General features: G+C 72.7%; 17 protein-coding genes. 8 read left to right on the forward strand and 9 right to left on the reverse strand.

Annotated elements, in window-relative coordinates:
• Positions 1 to 216: 216 nt before the first annotated feature.
• From ABZ234_RS25625 to ABZ234_RS25640, 4 genes are all read right to left on the reverse strand, one after another.
• Entirely contained in the window at positions 217 to 1008 is a 792-nt protein-coding gene (locus ABZ234_RS25625; RefSeq protein ID WP_330157426.1) for an IclR family transcriptional regulator, read from the reverse strand.
• A 149-nt stretch (positions 1009 to 1157) separates the two neighbouring features.
• On the reverse strand, positions 1158 to 2162 hold the full coding sequence (locus tag ABZ234_RS25630; protein WP_355013735.1) for a GntG family PLP-dependent aldolase: 1005 nt from the start codon (positions 2160 to 2162) through the stop codon (positions 1158 to 1160).
• Positions 2163 to 2307: 145 nt separating this feature from the next.
• Entirely contained in the window at positions 2308 to 2763 is a 456-nt protein-coding gene (locus tag ABZ234_RS25635; protein ID WP_267948395.1) for a MarR family transcriptional regulator, read from the reverse strand.
• 2 nt (positions 2764 to 2765) lie between these two features.
• Positions 2766 to 3398: a DJ-1/PfpI family protein gene (locus ABZ234_RS25640; RefSeq protein WP_267948396.1), complete on the reverse strand. Its 633-nt coding sequence runs from the start codon at positions 3396 to 3398 to the stop codon at positions 2766 to 2768.
• Between the two features lie 478 nt (positions 3399 to 3876).
• On the opposite strand from ABZ234_RS25640, the gene ABZ234_RS25645 reads away from it, so the two are divergent.
• Positions 3877 to 5253 (forward strand): GntP family permease, encoded by a 1377-nt coding sequence (locus tag ABZ234_RS25645; protein ID WP_267948397.1) that lies wholly within the window; start codon positions 3877 to 3879, stop codon positions 5251 to 5253.
• A gap of 34 nt (positions 5254 to 5287) precedes the next feature.
• Here the strand turns inward: ABZ234_RS25645 and ABZ234_RS25650 are convergent, their stop codons facing one another.
• On the reverse strand, positions 5288 to 6004 hold the full coding sequence (locus tag ABZ234_RS25650; protein ID WP_267948398.1) for an FCD domain-containing protein: 717 nt from the start codon (positions 6002 to 6004) through the stop codon (positions 5288 to 5290).
• A 138-nt stretch (positions 6005 to 6142) separates the two neighbouring features.
• On the opposite strand from ABZ234_RS25650, the gene ABZ234_RS25655 reads away from it, so the two are divergent.
• Positions 6143 to 6658: a gluconokinase gene (locus ABZ234_RS25655; RefSeq protein ID WP_355013736.1), complete on the forward strand. Its 516-nt coding sequence runs from the start codon at positions 6143 to 6145 to the stop codon at positions 6656 to 6658.
• A gap of 76 nt (positions 6659 to 6734) precedes the next feature.
• Here the strand turns inward: ABZ234_RS25655 and ABZ234_RS25660 are convergent, their stop codons facing one another.
• The gene (locus ABZ234_RS25660) at positions 6735 to 7136 is read right to left on the reverse strand and encodes a hypothetical protein (RefSeq protein ID WP_267948400.1); all 402 of its coding nucleotides are present in this window, start codon (positions 7134 to 7136) and stop codon (positions 6735 to 6737) included.
• A gap of 345 nt (positions 7137 to 7481) precedes the next feature.
• Here ABZ234_RS25660 and ABZ234_RS25665 point away from each other — a divergent pair, with 345 nt between their 5' ends.
• The 5 genes from ABZ234_RS25665 (at position 7482) to ABZ234_RS25685 (ending at position 13762) form a co-directional block, all read left to right on the forward strand.
• Positions 7482 to 9149: an ABC transporter substrate-binding protein gene (locus ABZ234_RS25665; RefSeq protein ID WP_267948401.1), complete on the forward strand. Its 1668-nt coding sequence runs from the start codon at positions 7482 to 7484 to the stop codon at positions 9147 to 9149.
• Between the two features lie 341 nt (positions 9150 to 9490).
• Positions 9491 to 10495, forward strand: coding sequence for an ABC transporter permease (locus ABZ234_RS25670; protein ID WP_267948402.1), 1005 nt, complete (start codon positions 9491 to 9493; stop codon positions 10493 to 10495).
• Positions 10495 to 11520: an ABC transporter permease gene (locus ABZ234_RS25675; RefSeq protein ID WP_267948403.1), complete on the forward strand. Its 1026-nt coding sequence runs from the start codon at positions 10495 to 10497 to the stop codon at positions 11518 to 11520. Before ABZ234_RS25670 ends, ABZ234_RS25675 begins: the two co-directional genes overlap by 1 nt.
• A 2-nt stretch (positions 11521 to 11522) precedes the next feature.
• A complete protein-coding gene (locus ABZ234_RS25680; RefSeq protein WP_355013737.1) occupies positions 11523 to 12647 on the forward strand; it encodes an ABC transporter ATP-binding protein in 1125 nt (374 codons plus the stop codon).
• Positions 12644 to 13762 carry an oligopeptide/dipeptide ABC transporter ATP-binding protein gene (locus ABZ234_RS25685; RefSeq protein ID WP_267948405.1) on the forward strand — a complete coding sequence of 373 codons (1119 nt, stop codon included), beginning with the start codon at positions 12644 to 12646 and terminating at the stop codon, positions 13760 to 13762. Before ABZ234_RS25680 ends, ABZ234_RS25685 begins: the two co-directional genes overlap by 4 nt.
• A gap of 100 nt (positions 13763 to 13862) precedes the next feature.
• On the opposite strand, the gene ABZ234_RS25690 is transcribed toward ABZ234_RS25685, so the two are convergent.
• Together ABZ234_RS25690 and ABZ234_RS25695 are read right to left on the reverse strand one after the other, a co-directional pair.
• On the reverse strand, positions 13863 to 14747 hold the full coding sequence (locus ABZ234_RS25690) for a 3-methyladenine DNA glycosylase (protein WP_355013738.1): 885 nt from the start codon (positions 14745 to 14747) through the stop codon (positions 13863 to 13865).
• Between the two features lie 66 nt (positions 14748 to 14813).
• Positions 14814 to 16592, reverse strand: coding sequence for a hypothetical protein (locus ABZ234_RS25695; RefSeq protein ID WP_355013739.1), 1779 nt, complete (start codon positions 16590 to 16592; stop codon positions 14814 to 14816).
• Positions 16593 to 16863: 271 nt separating this feature from the next.
• On the opposite strand from ABZ234_RS25695, the gene ABZ234_RS25700 reads away from it, so the two are divergent.
• The gene (locus ABZ234_RS25700; RefSeq protein ID WP_267948408.1) at positions 16864 to 18288 is read left to right on the forward strand and encodes an aldehyde dehydrogenase family protein; all 1425 of its coding nucleotides are present in this window, start codon (positions 16864 to 16866) and stop codon (positions 18286 to 18288) included.
• On the opposite strand, the gene ABZ234_RS25705 is transcribed toward ABZ234_RS25700, so the two are convergent.
• The coding region (locus ABZ234_RS25705; protein ID WP_355013740.1) for a hypothetical protein at positions 18249 to 18463 on the reverse strand (215 nt) is incomplete at its 5' end. The two genes, ABZ234_RS25700 and ABZ234_RS25705, sit on opposite strands and share 40 nt — an antisense overlap.

The raw sequence follows: 18463 nt of genomic DNA on the forward strand, positions 1-18463 counted from the left end.
ACGCACACGGGTTATCCCCGCACGTTGTACGACATTGACGCATGGGTAGGCGTTAGTTTCATCCGTTCTTCCTTCCCATGTCAAGGCCGTGTGACGCAATCGTGTCGCGTGGGTCACGCAGCCTGCCGGGCAACGGTGCCAGGGAAGGGGCGGCTCACGGAAGCCACCGCGCGGAACCGGCGCGGGGCGGCCGGGCCGGGGCGCGGCGGGACGCGCTCAGTACGGGGTGACGCCCAGGTCCCGCGAGATGGCCCTCGCGGCGTCGCGCACGTACGAGACCTGCTCCATGTCGGGCCGGCCCTCCTCGCCGCGCAGGCGCTCGACGGCGCCGCGGACGCCTATGGCGCCGACCGTGGTGCCGCGCCGGTCGCGGATGGGCGCGGCGATCGACACCTCTCCGTCGACGAGTTCCTCGACCTCCCAGGCCCAGCCGTTCTCGCGGACCTCGTCCAGCCGCCGCTCCAGGACGGCGGGGGAGGTGACGGTGTGCCGGGTGAACGACGGCAGGGTCACCGCCCCGCCCGCCTCGACGGCGTCCGCGTCCTCCTCGGGCACGGCCAGGGGGTCGAAGGCCATCAGCACCCGGCCGATGGCGGTGGCGTGCAGGGGGAGCAGGGTGCCCACGTCGAGCGTCTGGCGCGAGGAGTCCGGGCGGAACACGTGGTGCACCACCAGCACCTGGTGCTTGTGCAGGGTGCCGATGCGCACGCTCTCACCGCTGCGGGAGGCCAGGCTGTCGGCCCAGTTCAGGGCCCGGGTGCGCAGCTCGTTGCCGTCCAGGTAGCGGGTGCCAAGGCTGAGCATGCCCCCGCCCAGGCGGTAGCGGCCGGACTCGGGGTCCTGCTCGACGAACCCCACGTGCTGGAGGGTGCGCAGGATCCCGAGGGCGGTGCCCTTGGGCAGCTCCAGTGACCGGGAGATCTCCGCCAGGCTCAGCCCCCGGGCGCCGGTGGCCAGGATCCGGAGGATGGCCGCCGCGCGTTCGATCGACTGGATTCTTCCCGGCATTGAGGTGCTACCACTCTCTAGTACGACAATGTCATACGCGAAATGCTACTACGCGATGTGATGCCCGGCAGGGGAACGGTCGTCCGGCGGCATGCGGGATCGGGCCAGTGTAGCCGCCCGTCCCGCCCCGACCTGGGCCGCGGGTGAGGTCACAGCTCCTCGACGGCCTCGGCGATCCTCCGGGCCGCGTCCTCGACGTCGCGGTCGGTGATCTCCAGGTGCACCACGAGGCGGATCGACGCGCCGTTGCCCAGCCCCGTGACACCGTGGCGCGAGAAGGCCTCGGCGTACCGGCGGGCCTCCCCGGCCGGGGTCCGCACCAGCACCATGTTGGTCTGCGCCAGGGCGGGCAGCCCGGACAGCTCGGTGATCCGCGCGGCCAGGACGGCGGCCCGCTCGTGGTCCTCGGCCATCCGCTCCCTGTGGTGGCGCAGCGCGTACAGCGCCCCGGCGGCGATGACGCCCGCCTGGCGCATCCCCGCGCCGAGCAGCTTGCGCCCGCGCCGGGCGCGCGCCACCGTGTCGGCGTCGCCGGCCAGGGCCGATCCCACCGGGGCGCCCAGCCCCTTGGAGAAGCACACGGAGACGGTGTCGAACCCGTCGGCGACCGAGGAGGGGGCCGTGCCGAGGAAGGCGGCCGCGTTCCACAGCCGGGCGCCGTCCAGGTGGGCGCGCAGCCCGTGCCGGTGCGCGAACCCCGTCACCCGCGCCTGCTCGGCGAGCGGGACCACCCGCCCGGTGAACGTGTTCTCCAGCCACACCAGGGCGGGCTCGGCCCGGTGGACGTCGCCGCGGCCGGCGATCCACGACTCCAGCAGTTCGTCGGTGGGGAAGATCCCGTCGGAGTACAGCCGGGGGAGGGCGCGGGCCAGCACCGCGGTGGCGCCCTGCTCGTCGCCGATGAGGTGGTGGTGCTCGTGCGCCCAGACCTCGTCGCCGCTGCGGGTGGACACGTACAGGCCCAGCTGGTTGGCCATGTGCCCCGAGGGCACGTACAGCGCGGCCTCCTTGCCGAGCAGGTCCGCGGTCTCCTCCTCCAGGGCTCGGACGGTCGGGTCCTCCCCCCACACGTCGTCGCCGACCTCCGCCTCGGCGATGGCCCGGCGCATGGCGGGGGTGGGGCGGGTGAGGGTGTCGGAGCGCAGGTCGATCATGGCGGCTTCCTTCGGCTGGGTGCGGCGCCCCCGGTCCGCGGGGACGGAGGCGTGCCCCGGGCGCGCGGCACCCGGGGCACGGACGGCGGGTCGGCCCGGCGGAGCGCGCCGGACGGGCCGTGGAAGGGACGATACTGCCCCGCCCTCACCCCTCCCCGAGCCGGTCCAGGGCCCGGGAGAGCCGGTGCAGGGACTCCAGGGCGCGCTCGGCGCCGTCCTCCCCCAGTTCGGCGACCAGGGCGTCGGCGACCCTGCCGTGGTCCGGGTCGATCCGCCGCAGGGCCTCCAGGCCCTCCTCGGTGGGCGCGAGCAGCTTGGCCCGGCTGTGCGCCGGGTTGGGGCGGTACTCGGCCAGCCTCCTCTCCACCAGCAGGTCGGCGATGCGCTGGACGCTCTGCCGGGTGGTGCCGAACCTGCGGGCCACCGCCGACACCGGCAGGGGCTCGTCGGTCACGGCGCCGAGCACCTGCCAGCGGGCCGCGGTCAGACCGGCCGAGCGGGCCAGTTCCTCCGCCACCGAGAGGAGCTGCCCGTTGAGGCGGAAGACGGTGAGCGCCGTGCCGGTGAACAGCTCGGAGTGTCTGTCGGCGGTCGACGCCATGCTCAGGACCCCTCCAGCAGGACGTGGTAGGCGTCGGGGTCGTGCCGGGCGTGCAGCCTGTACCAGGCGTCGAGGACGCGGGGCGTGAAGAGGTGGAGGGCGGCGAAGATCGCGCGGGCGAACTCGAGGGGCGCGGTGGGACCGGCCGTGATGAGGCCGCCGTCGGAGACGGTGAGCTCGGAGCGGTAGCGGCCGGTGCCCGCGTATCCGGTGCCGAGAAGGTACTCGGGCGCGGCGCTGGTGTGGTCGCGGTAGTCGAGCAGGCCCTCGCGGGCGAGCCCTGCGGTGGCGCCGCAGATGGCGGCGACCGGCACCCCGGCGTCGAGGAAGATCCCCGCGGCGGACGCGAAGGGCGCGAGCGCCTCCGGGTCGGCGTCCCAGCCCGAGGCGCCGGGCAGGATCAGCATGGAGCTGGCGGAGGGCACCAGCTGGGGCAGCGCGAGGTCGGGGAGGACCGTGATCCCGCCCATGGTCGTGACGGGCGCGCCGCTGAGGCCGACGGTGACCACGTCGTAGCGGCCCGGGTCGTGCTGCCACTCGCCACCGCGGATGGTGGCCACCGCGTGGCCGATCTCCCAGTCGGCGAGGTCGTCGTAGACGGCGAGGTGAACGGTCTTCCTGTTCTCTGCACTCATGACAACATGCTGTCATTTCGACAGGATGCTGTCAATGCAATCGGGTGCCTGGCCGGGGTGGGGTCCCGGGGTGGGGCGCCGCCGTCCCCGTCTGTGCGGCCACCGTTTTCGGGCGGCCCGCAATGCGGGCATGTCACCGGACCTTCGGGGAGGTTCGTCCCGGTAGGGATGGGGGATGGCGGTTTGTCCGGGCGAATCGGGGGCGTCCCGGCCAGGAACTCCTACCCGGGCGGGGGGAGTTTGGCAAGGGTTCGCCGTGCGGCGGGGCTTCCGGGAGGGGGTGTGCTCCCACCCGGGCGGGCGGGGAGGGACCGTGGGCGGGGTGACGTGTGTCTCGTGGGAGTAACAGAACCGCACGGGTGGTTCACAGAAGCTCACAAATGGTATTACCATTGCCGAGACCTGTTTCAAGCGCAGGTCAAGGCCGTTTCATGCTGCGGTCGTGTGCCACCCCATCAGTCCACTGGAAGGCTCCGTCGTGGAGAACTTCGAGCCCGTCTACGGGACGGGTCCGCTCCTCGGGATCGCGGCGGGCGCCATCGCGCTCCTGCTGTTCCTCATCATCCGCTTCAGGATGCACGCGTTCATCGCGCTCGTCCTGGTCAGCGTCCTGACCGCCCTCGCCGCCGGCATCCCGGTCTCCGGGGTCATGCCGACCCTCCTGGACGGCTTCGGCGGCACGCTCGCCAACGTCGCCCTCCTGGTCGGCCTCGGCGTCATGATCGGGCGCCTGCTGGAGATCACCGGCGGCGCCGCGGTGCTGGCGGGGGCGCTCATCAGGCTCTTCGGGGAGAAGCGCGCCCCGCTCGCCCTCGGTGTGTCCTCGCTGCTGTTCGGCTTCCCGCTGTTCTTCGACGTCGGCCTCATCGTCATGCTGCCGATCGTCTTCAGCGTGGCCCGGCGCGTCGGCGGGTCGGTCCTGACCTACACCCTGCCCACCGCGGGCGCCTTCGCGGTCATGCACGCCTTCGTGCCCCCGCACCCCGGCCCGGTGACCGCCGCCGTGGAGGTCGGCGCGGACATGGGCCTGACCCTGCTGGTCGGCCTCCTCCTGGCGATCCCGACCTGGTACCTCTCCAGCTACCTGTACGGGCTCTGGGCGGGCAAGCGCTTCGAGATCCCGGTCCCCGACGACGTCATGTCCGACGGCACCGTCAAGCACGACGACCCGCCGCACCTGGCCACTGTCCTGGGCATCCTCCTGCTGCCGATGGTGCTGATCTTCGCCAACACCGGCGTCTCCGCCTTCGCCGCCACCGGTACCGTTGCCGCGGACGCCCTGTGGGTGCAGGCCTTCCAGCTGATCGGCCAGACCCCGATCGCCCTGCTCATCACCGTGCTCGTCGCCATGACGGTGCTCCGCCGGGGCCGCTTCACCCGTCAGAGGGTCGAGGAGATCGTCGGAGGGGCGCTCGGCCCCGTCTGCGCCATCATCCTCATCACCGGCGCCGGCGGCATGTTCGGCATGGTGCTGCGCACCAGCGGCATCGGCGACGCGCTGGCCGGCTCGCTGGAGGCCACGGGGCTGCCGGTGATCGTCGCCGCCTTCGTCATCGCCCTCGCCCTCCGCGTCGCGCAGGGGTCGGCGACCGTCGCCATCACCACCGCCGCGGGGCTCATCGCCCCGGCCGTGCAGGCGGCGCCGGGGCTGACCTCCATCGACCTGGCGCTGATCGTCATCGCGATCGCCTCGGGCGCCACGGCCCTGTCGCACGTCAACGACTCCGGCTTCTGGCTGGTCGGGCGCTTCCTCGGCATGGACGTCAAGACCACGCTCAAGACCTGGACCGTCATGGAGACCCTCATCGGCTTCATCGGGTTCGGTCTCGCCTTCGGGCTCAGCCTGGTGCTGTGACGCGCGGGCGGGCGGGCTCCAGCCCGCCCGCCCCTCAGGGGGCCGGGTACGCCTTCGGGTCGTGTTCCAGGGCGTCCGAGACCTCGGTGACGATGGACCGCATCGCGGCCTCGGCCACGTCGGGGAGGCCGTCCCGGATGGCCTGGGCGACGGTCTTGTGCAGCCGCAGCGCCTCCGGGCGCGGGTTGCGCGGCATCAGGTCGTAGGAGGTCCGGCCGACGAGGACCTCGGCCACCACCTGCGCCAGCCCGACGAGCATCTCGTTCTCGGAGAGCTCCAGGATGCGGCGGTGGAAGGTGATGTCGAGCTCGAGGAAGGTCGCGAGGTCCCCGGCCCGACCGGTGAGGACCATCTGGTCGGCCACCACCACCAGCTGGGCCCGCTCCTCCTCGCCGCCCCGCGCGGCGGCGAGCGCGGCGGCCCCGGGCTCGACGGCGGCGCGCAGCTCGTTGAGCGAGCGCAGCTGCTCCATACGGCCCGGACCGGCCAGGCGCCAGCGGATCAGCTGGGGGTCGAAGACGCTCCAGTCGCGCCGGGGCCGCACCCGGATCCCGGTGCGCGGGCGGCTGACCACGAGGCGCATCGACTCCAGGACGCGTACGGCCTCGCGCGCCACGGTCCGGGAGACCCCGAAGTCCTGCTCGAGCCCCTGGAGCGTGAACGTGTGGCCGGTCGCGTACTCGTCCGCGGCGATCGCGGGCCCGAGGACCGCCAGCACCCGGTTGTGCAGCGTGCGGTGGTCGGTGCCCATCGTGCTCCCTGTGCTCCGCGCTCGTCCGGTCCGGCCACAACCGGCCGGGTTCCAGCCTGAAGCCTAGCCGGATTGATTGATATCACTATTAGTGGTGGCGCTTGCGTCCCCGCAGGAGCACCAGGACACGGAGAGACCATGCACTTTGTCTTCATGGGCGTCGCCGGAAGCGGCAAGACCACCGTCGCCGAGTACGTGGCGAAGCGCCTCGGTCTGCCGTTCGCCGAGGCGGACGCCTTCCACCCCAGGGCCAACATCGAGAAGATGGCGGCCGGCGTCCCCCTGACGGACGACGACCGGTGGCCCTGGCTGCGCGACCTGGCGGCGTGGATCTCGGCGCACGACGCCCTCGGGGAGTCGACGGTGATGGCGTGTTCGGCGCTCAGGTGCGAGTACCGCGACGTCCTGCGCGAAGGGGCGCCCGGGGTGTGCTTCCTGCACATGCAGGGGCCCGCCGAGGTGATCCTGGAGCGGATGGCGGCCAGGGCCGACCACTTCATGCCGCCCGCCCTGCTGGAGTCGCAGCTGGCCACCCTGGAGAGGCTGGGCCCGGACGAGCCCGGCCGCGAGTTCGACGTGCGGAGCGACGTCGACACCCTCACGGAGCAGGCGCTGGAGTACGTCGGCGAGTGCATGCGGGCGGCGGACGCCTGACGGGCGGGAGGACCCGCCCGCGGGGCAGGGGGAGCGGGGCCGGGGCGCACGGGCCCCCGCCCCGCTCCGGGGCCTCCTACTCCTCGTCCTCGGCGTCCGCGAGGGAGTGCAGGCGCGCCAGGTGCTCGCTGTCGTCCTCCCCGTGGCGGGTCAGGTAGATCTCGCGCGCCTCGTCGGCGATGTCGGAGGTCTCGTCCTCGAAACCGTAGTCGGCGAGGTCGTCGAGCAGGTCGAGCACCCGGTGCAGGGCGTCGTCGTCGGAGTCCTCGGCGGCCTCATCCGGGCGGTGGTCGGCGACCGCGGAGAGGACGGCCGCGCGGGCGTCGTCCACGGCGCTCTCGGAGCCGGCGGCCCCGGTCAGCCGGATCCTGGTGATGGGGTCCTCGTCGGCGATCAGCATGAGCTGCTCGGCGAGCCAGGCGGTCTCCTGGCCTTCGAGGAACGCGGTCAGGGCCGCGTCGTCAAGGGGTGTGGTCATCCGGAGATCATAGGGCTGCCGAGGGGGCGTCCGAGTATCGGGGACCAACGTCCCGAGGCGGACTTCGTGTCGCATACGTTAATTCATCCGATGATCGGTTAATGCGTTCCGCAATTCCACGGGAGTCCCGGGGAAAGCGGGACGGGTGTCGTCACGGCGGCCTCCCGTGGTAATGGGTGTCCGTTGGACAGCGCGCACGCCAAAACGCGCCTATGGATCACGGCACAGATCTGAAACGGTTGTATTAATACCCAGCCGTCTACCTTCCCTGCCGGTCTCCCCCCGGTCTAGGGTCCACTCAATCGATCTCGGGCCTCATACCCCCGCCCCACATTGAGGTGGACCATGTTCACGAAGTCTTCCCGAAAGCCGCTGGCCCTCGTGGCCACCGCGGCGGCGCTCACGCTGGTGGCGACAGCGTGCGCGGAGAGCACGCGCGAGGGCGGCGGCACAGACGAATCCGCCCCGTTCGTCTTCGCCTCCGCAGGCGACATCAGGACCCTCGACCCCTTCCTCACCAGTGACGGGGAAACCTTCCGTTACAGCCGCCAGGTCTTCGAAACCCTTCTCGACCACGAATCAGGTGGGAGCGAGATCGTCGGCGGACTCGCCGAGACCTGGGAACAGTCGGAAGACGGAACCGTCTGGACCTTCAACCTCCGCGACAACGTGCAGTTCCACGACGGCGACGAATTGACCGCCGAGGCGGTGTGCGCCAACTTCGACCGGTGGCACAATCTGACCGGCGCCTGGCAGAGTTCCAACAACTCGTACTACTGGCAGACGGTCTTCGGCGGTTTCGCGGAGAACGAGAGCGAGGACACCCCCGAGTCCCGCTACGTCTCCTGTGAGGCCGAGGACGACCTGACCGCGGTCATCACGATCTCGGAGTACTCCTCGATCTTCCCCGGCGGGTTCAGCCTCGCCGCGTTCGGCATCATGAGCCCCACCACGCTGGAGGCCATCGCCGACGAGGAGATCACCGGGGAGGAGGGCAACTACTCGCTGCCCGACTACACCCAGAACGTGGGCACCGTCGCCGGCACCGGCCCGTTCACCGTGGAGGAGTGGAACCGCGACCAGGCCGAGGTCACCCTCTCCCGCTTCGGCGACTACTGGGGCACGGAGGCCGGCTTCGAGACCATGATCCTGCGGGCCATCCCGGACGAGACCGCCCGCCGCCAAGCGCTGGAGGCCGGGGACATCCACGGCTACGACCTCGTCGCCCCCGCCGACGTGGAGCCCCTGGAGGAGGCCGGATTCCAGGTGCCCACCCGGGACGTGTTCAACGTCCTCTACCTGGCCTACCAGCAGGAGACCAACGAGGCCCTCGCCGACCTGGAGGTCCGGCAGGCGCTCTCGCACGCGGTCAACCGCCAGCGCATCGTCGACACCATCCTCCCCGAGGGCGGCGAGGTGGCGACCCAGTTCCACCCCGACACCCTCGACGGCTGGTCCCCCGACGTCCAGACCTACGACTACGACCCGGACCTGGCCAGGGAGATGCTCGCCGACGCGGGACAGGAGGACCTGGAGGTCGACTTCTGCTACCCCACGGAGGTCACCCGCCCCTACATGCCCGCGCCGCGCGACATCTTCGACGTCATCGTCTCGGACCTGGAGGAGGTCGGCGTCACGGTCGAGGCCAAGTCCTTCGAGTGGACCGAGTACGTCCCGCAGACCGACAGCGGGAACTGCTCGATGTACCTGCTCGGCTGGACCGGCGACTACAACGACGCCTACAACTTCATCGGCACCTGGTTCTCGACCCAGAACGACGCCTGGGGCATGGACGAGCCCGAGCTGTTCGACGCCATGGCCGAGGCCAGCAGCAACCCGGACAACGAGGAGCGCGTCGCCGCCTACCAGGACCTGAACGAGCAGATCATGGAGATCCTGCCCGGTCTGCCCCTCTCCAGCTCCCCGCCGTCCATCGCCTTCGCCGAGAACGTCAACCCTCCCCAGGTCAGCCCGCTGACCCAGGAGAAGTTCTTCGAGGCCTCCTGGCAGTAGCCCGCCCCGCCCCCTGACAGGGGGAGGGGACCGGGGCCCGACCGGCCCTCACCGGCCGGTCGGGCCCGCGGCCCGTCCGGGGCCGCCGCCCGCACCGCGCGGGCCGGCCGCCACCGGGAGAACGCCCCATGGGAGCCCGTGGGGCCGTCCGGCCGCCGCCTCCGCCTCCGGAGGCCGGATCCCCGCACACGTGCACGACCCCCAACGGCCGCCGCGCCCCCCGACCGCACCGACCGTGCGGCTCCGCGCCGACCGGGACACCCGTACAACCCGAACCCCCGCCACACCCCGGCGGGGACGCTTCGCGTCCATCGTTCCCACACTGGCGAAAGGCGGCGAAGGTGCTGCGATTCATCGTCAGGCGTCTCCTTCAGCTGATCCCGACACTGGGCGGCCTGTCGATCCTGCTGTTCGTCTGGCTGCAACGGCTGCCGGGCGGACCCGAGTACGCCCTCCTCCCCGACGACGCGACCTCCGAGCAACGAGCCCAGCTGCGGCGCTCCCTGGGCCTGGACGAACCGATCACGGTCCAGTACCTGGCCTTCCTGCGCCGCATCCTCCAGGGAGACCTGGGCGCCTCCCTCCAGACCGGCAGACCGGTCCTCGAAGAGTTCTTCACCCGCTTCCCGGCCACCTTCGAGCTCGCCGTCACCGCGATGCTCATCGCGACCGCGGTGGGCATCCCGCTCGGCTACCTGGCCGCGCGCAGGCGCGGGTCCGTACTGGACTTCGCCGCGGTGGGCGGGTCCCTCCTCGGGATCTGCACCCCGGTCTTCTTCCTCGCCTTCATCCTGAAGGTGGTCTTCGCCGAGCGGCTGGGCTGGTTCCCGTCCGCGTTCCGGCTCTCCCCGGGCATCAGCCGCACGGACCTCTCCGGGTTCGCCGTCCTGGACGGGCTGCGGACCGGCGAGTTCGACGTGGTCGCCGACGCCCTCGCGCACCTGGTGCTCCCCGGGCTCGCGCTCGCCTCGATCCCGCTCGCGGTGATCGTCCGCATGACCCGCGCCAGTGTCCTGGAGGTGCTGGAGGAGGACTACGTCCGCACCGCCAACGCCAAGGGCCTGCACCGCAACACCGTGCGCACCCGCCACGTGATGCGCAACGCCATGCTCCCCGTCGTCACGTCCATCGGCCTGCTCACCGGAAGCCTGTTCGCCGGCGCGGTCCTCACCGAGAGCGTGTTCGCGTTCCCCGGGATCGGTTCGTTCGTGTACGCGGCCACGCAGACCCGCGACTACCCGGTCCTCACCGGGTTCATCCTGCTCATCGCCACCATGTACGTGTTCATCAACCTCCTGGTGGACATCTCCTACAGCCTCCTCGACCCGAGAGTGCGGGCCCAGTGATGCCAACGACACCGAGCTCCCAGAACCCGTCCCGGGCCGAGGACGCGTCGGACGCCGGGGGCCCGCTCCTCGGACGGAAGGCGGCCCGCGTCGACCGCCTCGCCGAGCTCATGGGCGAGCGCGACGAGAGCGGCCACGGCTCGGGGATCTGGCGCACCGCCTTCGCGCGGATGCGCCGCAGCCCCATGGCGATCACCGGCGCCGTGATCGTCGTCGTGTTCGTCGCCGTGGCCCTGCTCTCACCGCTCATCGCGCCCTACTCGCCCACCTCGCAGGCCTGGGGCGACGAGGTGTTCCCGAACCAGAACATCTTCGTCGGCCCGCGCGGCGAGAACTGGCTGGGGCTGGACAACCTCGGCCGCGACCAGTTCTCCCGCATGGTCGTCGGCGCCCGCCAGACCCTCATGGTCGGCGTGGTCGCCACCCTGGTCGGCTTCGGCGCCGGCGCGCTCCTGGGCGGCGCCGCCGGGGCCGCGTCGGTCCTCGGCGGGCGCTGGGGCCGCCAGCTCGACAACGTGGTGATGCGCGTCATCGACATGATGCTCGCGCTGCCGACGCTGCTCCTCGCGGTCACCGTCGCCGCCCTCGTCGGGCCGAGCCTCACCACGGTCATGATCGCCGTCGGCGTCGCCCAGGTCCCGGTCTTCGCCCGCCTCCTGCGCGGCGCGATGATCTCCCAGGGCAACCGCGACTACGTCCTGGCCGCACGCGCGCTGGGGGTGCGCAAGCGCAGGATCGCGCTCACGCACATCCTGCCGAACTCGCTGGGCCCGGTGATCGTGCAGTCCACCCTCACCCTGGCCACCGCCATCATCGACGCGGCGGCCCTGTCCTACCTGGGTCTGGGCAACCCGGACCCGGCCTTCCCCGAGTGGGGGACGATGCTCGCCGACGCCCAGCGCTTCCTGTCCAGCGCCCCGCAGCTGGCCGTGTACCCGGCCCTGGCCATCATCGTCACCGCCCTGGGCTTCACCCTCCTGGGTGAGGCGATGCGGGAAGCGCTCGACCCGAAGCTGAGGAAGTGACCATGAGTTCCAGCACGCCGCTGTTGGCGGTGGACGAGCTGTCCGTGGTGTTCCGCGGGCGCGGTTCCGACCCGGAAGAGGTCCGGGCCGTGGACGGGGTGTCCTTCACCCTGGAGGAGGGCCGGGTCACCGGCCTGGTCGGCGAGTCCGGCTGCGGCAAGAGCGTCACCTCGCTCGCCCTCATGGGCCTGCTGCCCGACAGGGGGGTGAGCGTCGGCGGCAGCGCGGTGATGCGGCTGCCCGGCGGGGAGGCCGACCTCCTGAAGCTCTCGCAGAGGCGGATGCGCGACCTGCGCGGATCCCAGCTGGCGATGATCTTCCAGGACCCCCTCAGCTCCCTCAACCCCGTGGTGCCCATCGGCCGCCAGGTCACCGAGATCCTCCGGCGCCACCGGGGCCTGCGGGGATCGAAGGCCTCGAAGGAGGCGGCCGACCTGCTCTACCGGGTGGGCATCCCCGACCCGACGCGCAGGCTCCGCGAGTACCCGCACCAGCTGTCCGGGGGCATGCGCCAGCGGGCGCTGATCGCCATGGCGGTGGCCTGCCGGCCCCGCCTGATGATCGCGGACGAGCCGACCACGGCCCTGGACGTCACCATCCAGGCGCAGATCCTGGAGCTGCTCAAGGACCTGGTCACCGAGGAGGGCACCTCCCTGCTCATGATCACCCACGACCTGGGCGTCGTCGCCGGCCTGTGCGACGACATCAACGTCCTGTACGCCGGCCGGGCGGTGGAGACGGCGCGGCGCGCGCCGCTGTTCGCCGACCCGACGCACCCCTACACCGTCGGCCTGCTGGGCTCCATCCCCCGGCTGGACGCCCCCCGGGGCGAGGCCCTCACCCCCATCCGCGGCTCGGTCAACGACAACATCGCCTGGACGGACGGGTGCGCGTTCGCGCCCCGGTGCGACCACTACACGATGGAGTGCCTCCAGGGCCCGCCGCAGCTGGTCACCGCGGGAGCGGGGGGCGGGGCCGCGGCGGCGGACGGCGGCGCGGCGGACCGGTCGGCCGGAGCCGGCCACGCGTACCGCTGCGTGAACCCCGTCCGGCACGCGGACGTGGTGGACCGGACGGTACTGGAGAGCCCGGCGGTGGTCGGCGACGACGAGGAGGCGCAGGGATGAGCCTGCTGCGGATCAACGACCTCAAGGTGCACTTCCCGATCAGGCGCGGGGTGGTGTTCGACCGCACGATCGGCCACGTGCGCGCGGTCGACGGCGTCAGCCTGGAGATCCAGGAGGGCCAGACCTACGGCCTGGTGGGCGAGTCCGGCTGCGGCAAGACCACCCTGGGCCGGGCCGTGCTGCGGCTGGTGGACGTCACGGAGGGGGAGGTGCTGTTCGGCGGACGCGACCTGGCCGGCCTGGACGCCGAGTCGATGCGCCGGGAGCGCAGGAACCTCCAGATGGTCTTCCAGGACCCCCTGGGCAGCCTCAACCCCAGGCAGAACATCGGCTCGATCCTCCTGGAGGGGCTGCAGACCCACGGGATCGGCGGCCCCGACGGGGGCGGCGACGGCCCCGGGGCACCCGCCGGGAGGTCCGAGCGGCGGAAGCTGGTCCTGGAGGACCAGCACCGCAGGGTCGTGGACGCCCTGGAGAGGGTGGGGCTGTCCTCGAAGGCGCTCACCCGGTACCCGCACGAGTTCTCCGGGGGCCAGCGGCAGCGCATCGGGATCGCCCGGGCGCTGGTGCTCGAACCCGACCTCATCATCTGCGACGAGCCTGTGTCGGCCCTGGACGTGTCGATCCAGGCACAGGTCCTGAACCTGCTGGAGAGCCTCCAGCAGGAGCTCGGGCTCACCTACCTGGTGATCGCCCACGACCTGGCGGTGGTCCGCCACGTCAGCGACGTGGTGGGGGTGATGTACCTGGGGGCGCTGGTGGAGGAGGCCTCCAGCGACGAGCTGTACGAGACGCCGATGCACCCGTACACGCGGTCCCTGATGTCGGCGGTGCCGGTTCCGGACCCGGAGGTGGAGGACGCCCGCGAGCGCATCCTGCTCTCCGGCGACCTGCCCTCGCCGGCGAACCCGCCGTCGGGCTGCCGCTTCCACACCCGCTGCCCGTGGCGGCAGGAGGAGCTGTGCGACACCGAGCGCCCGGAGCTGCGCCCGGTGCGGGGCGCCGCCGAGGGCAGCACCCACCGTGTGGCCTGCCACTACGCGGAGCAGATCCTGGCGGGGGAGATCCGGCCGGACGAGAAGCTGGCCGAGCGCATCGTGCACGGCGTGGGCTGAGCACGGCCGGTCCCGCCCGAGGAGCCGGGACGCGCCGGGCCGCCCCGGCCCGGCGCGTCCTGAGCCGGCGCCTCCCGCCCCGGCCCCGGTCCGCCCGGGGTCAGGCCGCCCGCAGGGTCCGGCAGGCGTCCAGCAGCCGCTCGCGCAGCACGGCGCCGCGCTCGGCGAAGCCCCTCTGCGCCTCCATGTACGCGGCCTTGCCCCCGGCCGTCTCGATGCGCACCGGTTCGTAGCCCCAGTCCGCCAGGTCGTAGGGGGACGCGCGCATGTCCAGGGTCCGGATCTCCCGCGAGAGCTCGAAGCAGTCCACCACGAGCTCGGAGGGCACCGCGGGGGAGAGCTTGTACGCCCACTTGTACAGGTCCATGTTGGCGTGCAGACAGCCCGGCTGGTCCAGCTCCGACTGCCGCTCGCGGGTCGGCCGGAGCGCGTTGAGGGGGCGCGCGGCCTCGGTGAAGAACCGGAACGCGTCGAAGTGCGAGCACTGGATCCGGTGCGACTCCACGACGCGGTCGGTGCCCTCGTGGCCGAGCCGCAACGGCACCTGGCCGTGGCGCACCCGTCCCGTGCGGTACGCCATCGCCCACTCGTGCAGGCCGAAGCAGCCCAGGTGGGCGGGGCGGGAGGCGACCGACGACAGGAGCTTCTCCACGAAGCCCAGCACGGGCCGCGCCGCCAGGAACTCCCCGGCGTCCACGGCGACGGCCCCGTCGGGCAGCTCCGTGTAGAACCGCTCGGACAGGCGGGCGCGGGCCCCTTCGCCCAGCAGCGCCGTCCCGGCGCCCGGGTGCCAGCGCCGCAGCTGCGAGGGCTTGAGGTTGTAGTAGGTGAACAGGAAGTCCTCCACCGGGTGGGGCACGCCCTCGCGGCGCCGCCGCAGGTGGTCGGCGACCAGCGCGTCCACGCGCCGCTCGTGCCTCTCGGCGCGCCCGCGCCACTCCGTCTCGGCGAGGGCTGTCGGCGCCCCGGTACTCGTTCCCGTCACGGCCCCCAGGGTACGCGGGCGCGGGGAGCGCCCTTCCGCGCCCGCGGCGCCGGCGCGGGGACGGGCTCAGTTGGACTGCTGGACGGGCAGGTGGCGGCCCAGGTAGCCGATGTAGACGCGGTTGGTCGTGCCCGGCCCCAGGTGGGGGTAGAAGTACAGCCGCGGGCAGATCCCGTACTCGATGTCCAGCTTGATGTGGGCGTACATCGGGACGCGCCCGCCGGGCTCCACCTCCTCCGGCACCCGGAAGAGGCGCTTGTCGTTGAGCTTTCCCCGGTTGCGCACGTGGTCCGACTCCTGCGAGGCCAGGCGCTTGACCGGGATCACCTCGTAGCCGTCGGGCGTCTCCTTCAGGTACGAGTGGAACCCGAGCCCGCTGCCGGGGTTGTCGAACTGGTAGCGCGCGTAGTCGTTCAGGGCCAGCAGGGCCTCCCAGGCGCGGGTGACCCACAGGGCCTCCTTGCGGCTGTCGGACAGCTCGTACACCGTCTGCGCCTCGATGGTGAAGAACAGGTGGGGCAGCGCGGTCCCGTCGGTGACGCGCTCCAGGAGTTCGCGCACGCTCCGGGGAGGACGCCGCCGCGGGTCGCGCGGCGCCGGGGCCGCCGCCAGCCGGAACTGCCCGGCCTCGCGGGCCCGGTCGCGCAGCCACCGGACCTCGTAGGCGGCGGCGCGCGCGTGGTCCCGCGCGCTGTCGAGCTCCTCGGCGAGGTCGGCCGTCTCGGCGAGGAGGCCCTGGCGCTCCTCCGAGAGTTCGGCGACCCGGGTGCTGAGGCGCGTGACCTCCTCCCTCAGGCGCTGGACCTGCTGCTCCTGGGCCTCGCGCTCCTGCTCGGAGGCCAGGGCGGCGGGGCCGGGGACCGCCCGGTGCGCGGCGGCGCGGACGGGGCCGGGGGAGGGGGCCCGGACGGCCGCGCGCAGGTCGTCGGTCTCCTCGGAGAGGAGCGCGTCGACCGCGAGGAGGGGGTCGGGGAGGCTCACGTCGAGGGCGTTGTCGCGTACCCGGCGCGACAGCGCCGCGCCCACCCAGTTGCGGATGCGCTCGCCGTCGCGGGCGGTGTCGAGCGTGGCCGGGCTCATCCGGGGGTGGCGGGGGGCGTCGTCCTCGTCGAGCAGGTCGACGCCCGGTAAGAACGTGCGCACCCCGCCCGGGGGGACGTCCAGCCCCCGGGGGAGGAGGGAGCCGACGCGCTCCAGGGCGGCGGCGTCGAGCACGTAGGCGGCGCACATCCCGGTGCAGCGCGCCATGGCGCCCGCCATGGCGTCGCGCCAGTCGGCGACGGTGACGTCCCGGGGAGCCCCGGTCGCCACCACCGCCATGCGTCTGACGGGGTCGCGGATGGCCGACACGAGCGTGTCCATGAGGGCGTCGTCGCGTCCGCGCACGATCAGGGGGGCGGGGGGCATCGGGTGCTCGCCGTCGTGGGCGTCCACGGAGTCGAGGAGCATGCGGGCGGCCTCGGGGGGCATGATGTCCAGGCGGGGAGGGTCCGCCGCGGCGCGCTCGGCGGGGGCGGGGTCGACGGCCATGTCGATCCACACGTACCGCCACGGTGCGAGTTCGGGGTCCACGACCGCTGTGGCGACGGTCCGCCACACCCCGTCGGGCTTGTCGGACTCCGTGGTGAGCCGGAGGAAGCGCAGTCCCTCGTCGTCGTTGTCGTGCCGGACCACCAGGGCCCGGGAGCGGTTGCTCAGATCGTGGCGCCCCGAGGCCGAGAAGTCCACCCGCGCGCCCGAGTTGCCGCGTTTGCTGAGCCAGCGGGACAACACCGTCGAGGTGGTGTCGATGAGGTCGCCGTCGTGCTCCGGGACGGCGACGAGCGTGCGGTAGACAAGTGGCAATGAGCACTCCCGGGCTCCCGACGGCGGCGGCGGACCCGAGGGTCCGCCCGAACACGCTGGCAGAGCCCTCCTCCCCACTTTGGACGAAGGAGACCTCCGGCGCCAGTCGGTTGACCAAAGATCCCTCGACCACATCCCAAGGATCCCAGGAGTCTCAGGCCGCCCCACCGGGGCGCTCCGTGCCGGTTGCGCCACTGTGGCCAAGGAACGACACTCCAGTAGAAAAAATGGACAAAGCGGGCGGCGAGGCGCGGGCACTAGCGTCACGGGCATGTCCACGCACCCGTTCTGGCTGGCCGGCACCGCCGCGACCGGCGACACCGAGATCCCTGTCGTCAACCCCTACACCGGCGAGTCCGTCGGCGCGGTCGCCGTGCCGACCGCCGAGCAGATCGAGCAGGCCGTCTCCGCGGCCCACGCCGTCGCCGCCGAGGCCGCCGCCCTGCCCGCGCACGTACGGGCCGACGCCCTCGTCCACATCTCCCGGCGCATCGGCGAGCGGTCCGAGGAGATCGCCCGGACGATCACCGCGGAGAGCGGCAAGCCCCTCAAGTGGTCCCGCGCCGAGGCGGGCCGCGCCGTCTCCGTGTTCCGCTGGGCGGCGGAGGAGGCCCGGCGCGACAGCGGCGAGCTCCAGCGGCTGGACACCGACCCGGGCGGCGTCGGCCGGATGGCCGTGGTCCGCCGCGTCCCCAAGGGGCCGGTCCTGGGCATCTCGCCGTTCAACTTCCCGCTCAACCTGGTCGCCCACAAGGTCGCCCCGGCCCTCGCCGTCGGCGCGCCCGTCGTCCTCAAGCCCGCGCCGGCCACCCCGATGACGGCCCTGATCCTGGGCGAGATCGTCGCGGAGACCGAGCTGCCCGGCGGCATGCTCTCCGTGCTCCCCATGCCCAACGACCGCGCGGCGTCGCTGATCACCGACGAGCGCCTCCCCGTCATCTCCTTCACCGGCGGGGCCTTCGGCTGGGAGCTGCCCCGGCTCGCGCCGCGCAAGCACGTCACCCTGGAGCTGGGCGGGAACGCCGCCGCCGTGGTCCTCGCCGACGCGGACCTGGACTGGGCGGCGCAGCGGGTCGCGCTGTTCGGCAACAACCAGGCCGGGCAGGTGTGCATCGGCGTGCAGCGCGTGATCGTCGAGGACTCCGTCCACGACGAGTTCGTGGCGCGGCTGGTGGAGCGCGTGGAGGCCCTCGGCGTCGGGGACCCCTCCGACCCCGCCACCGACGTGGGACCGCTCGTGAACGAGGCGTCCGCCGAGCGCGTGGCCGCCTGGATCGACGAGGCCGTCGCCGACGGCGCCGAACTGCTCACCGGCGGCACCCGTGACGGGGTGACGGTCGCGCCGACGGTGCTCGCGAACGCGCCCGCCGACGCGAAGGTCGTGCGCCAGGAGGTGTTCGGACCGGTGCTGGTCGTCCAGCGGGTGGCCGACACCGACGCCGCGTTCGCGGCGGTCAACGAGAGCGACTTCGGCCTCCAGGCCGGGGTGTTCACCCGCGACCTGCCCACCGCGTTCCGTGCGCACCGGGAACTGGAGGTCGGCGGCGTGGTGATCGGCGACGTCCCCACCTTCCGCGCCGACCAGATGCCCTACGGCGGCGTCAAGCAGTCGGGCGTGGGCAAGGAGGGCGTGCGCGCCGCCATGACGGACCTGACCTACGAGCGGGTCCTGGTGCTCACCGGCATCGACCTGTAGCGGAACCGGGCGCCGCCCCGTCGGCGGCGCCCGGTCGCGGACCCCTCCCGTACGCCCGCCGGAGCGGCGGCCACCGCCTCCCCGGCCCGGGCCGGGGAGGCGGCCGTCGGGCCGCCTCCCACCGCGCCGGCCGCGCCCGGACGGCCGAACCCGGGCCGACCATCGCCGCTCGGCC

The sequence above is a fragment of the Nocardiopsis sp. NPDC006198 genome, assembly GCF_040613895.1.
Taxonomy (GTDB): domain Bacteria; phylum Actinomycetota; class Actinomycetes; order Streptosporangiales; family Streptosporangiaceae; genus Nocardiopsis; species Nocardiopsis tropica.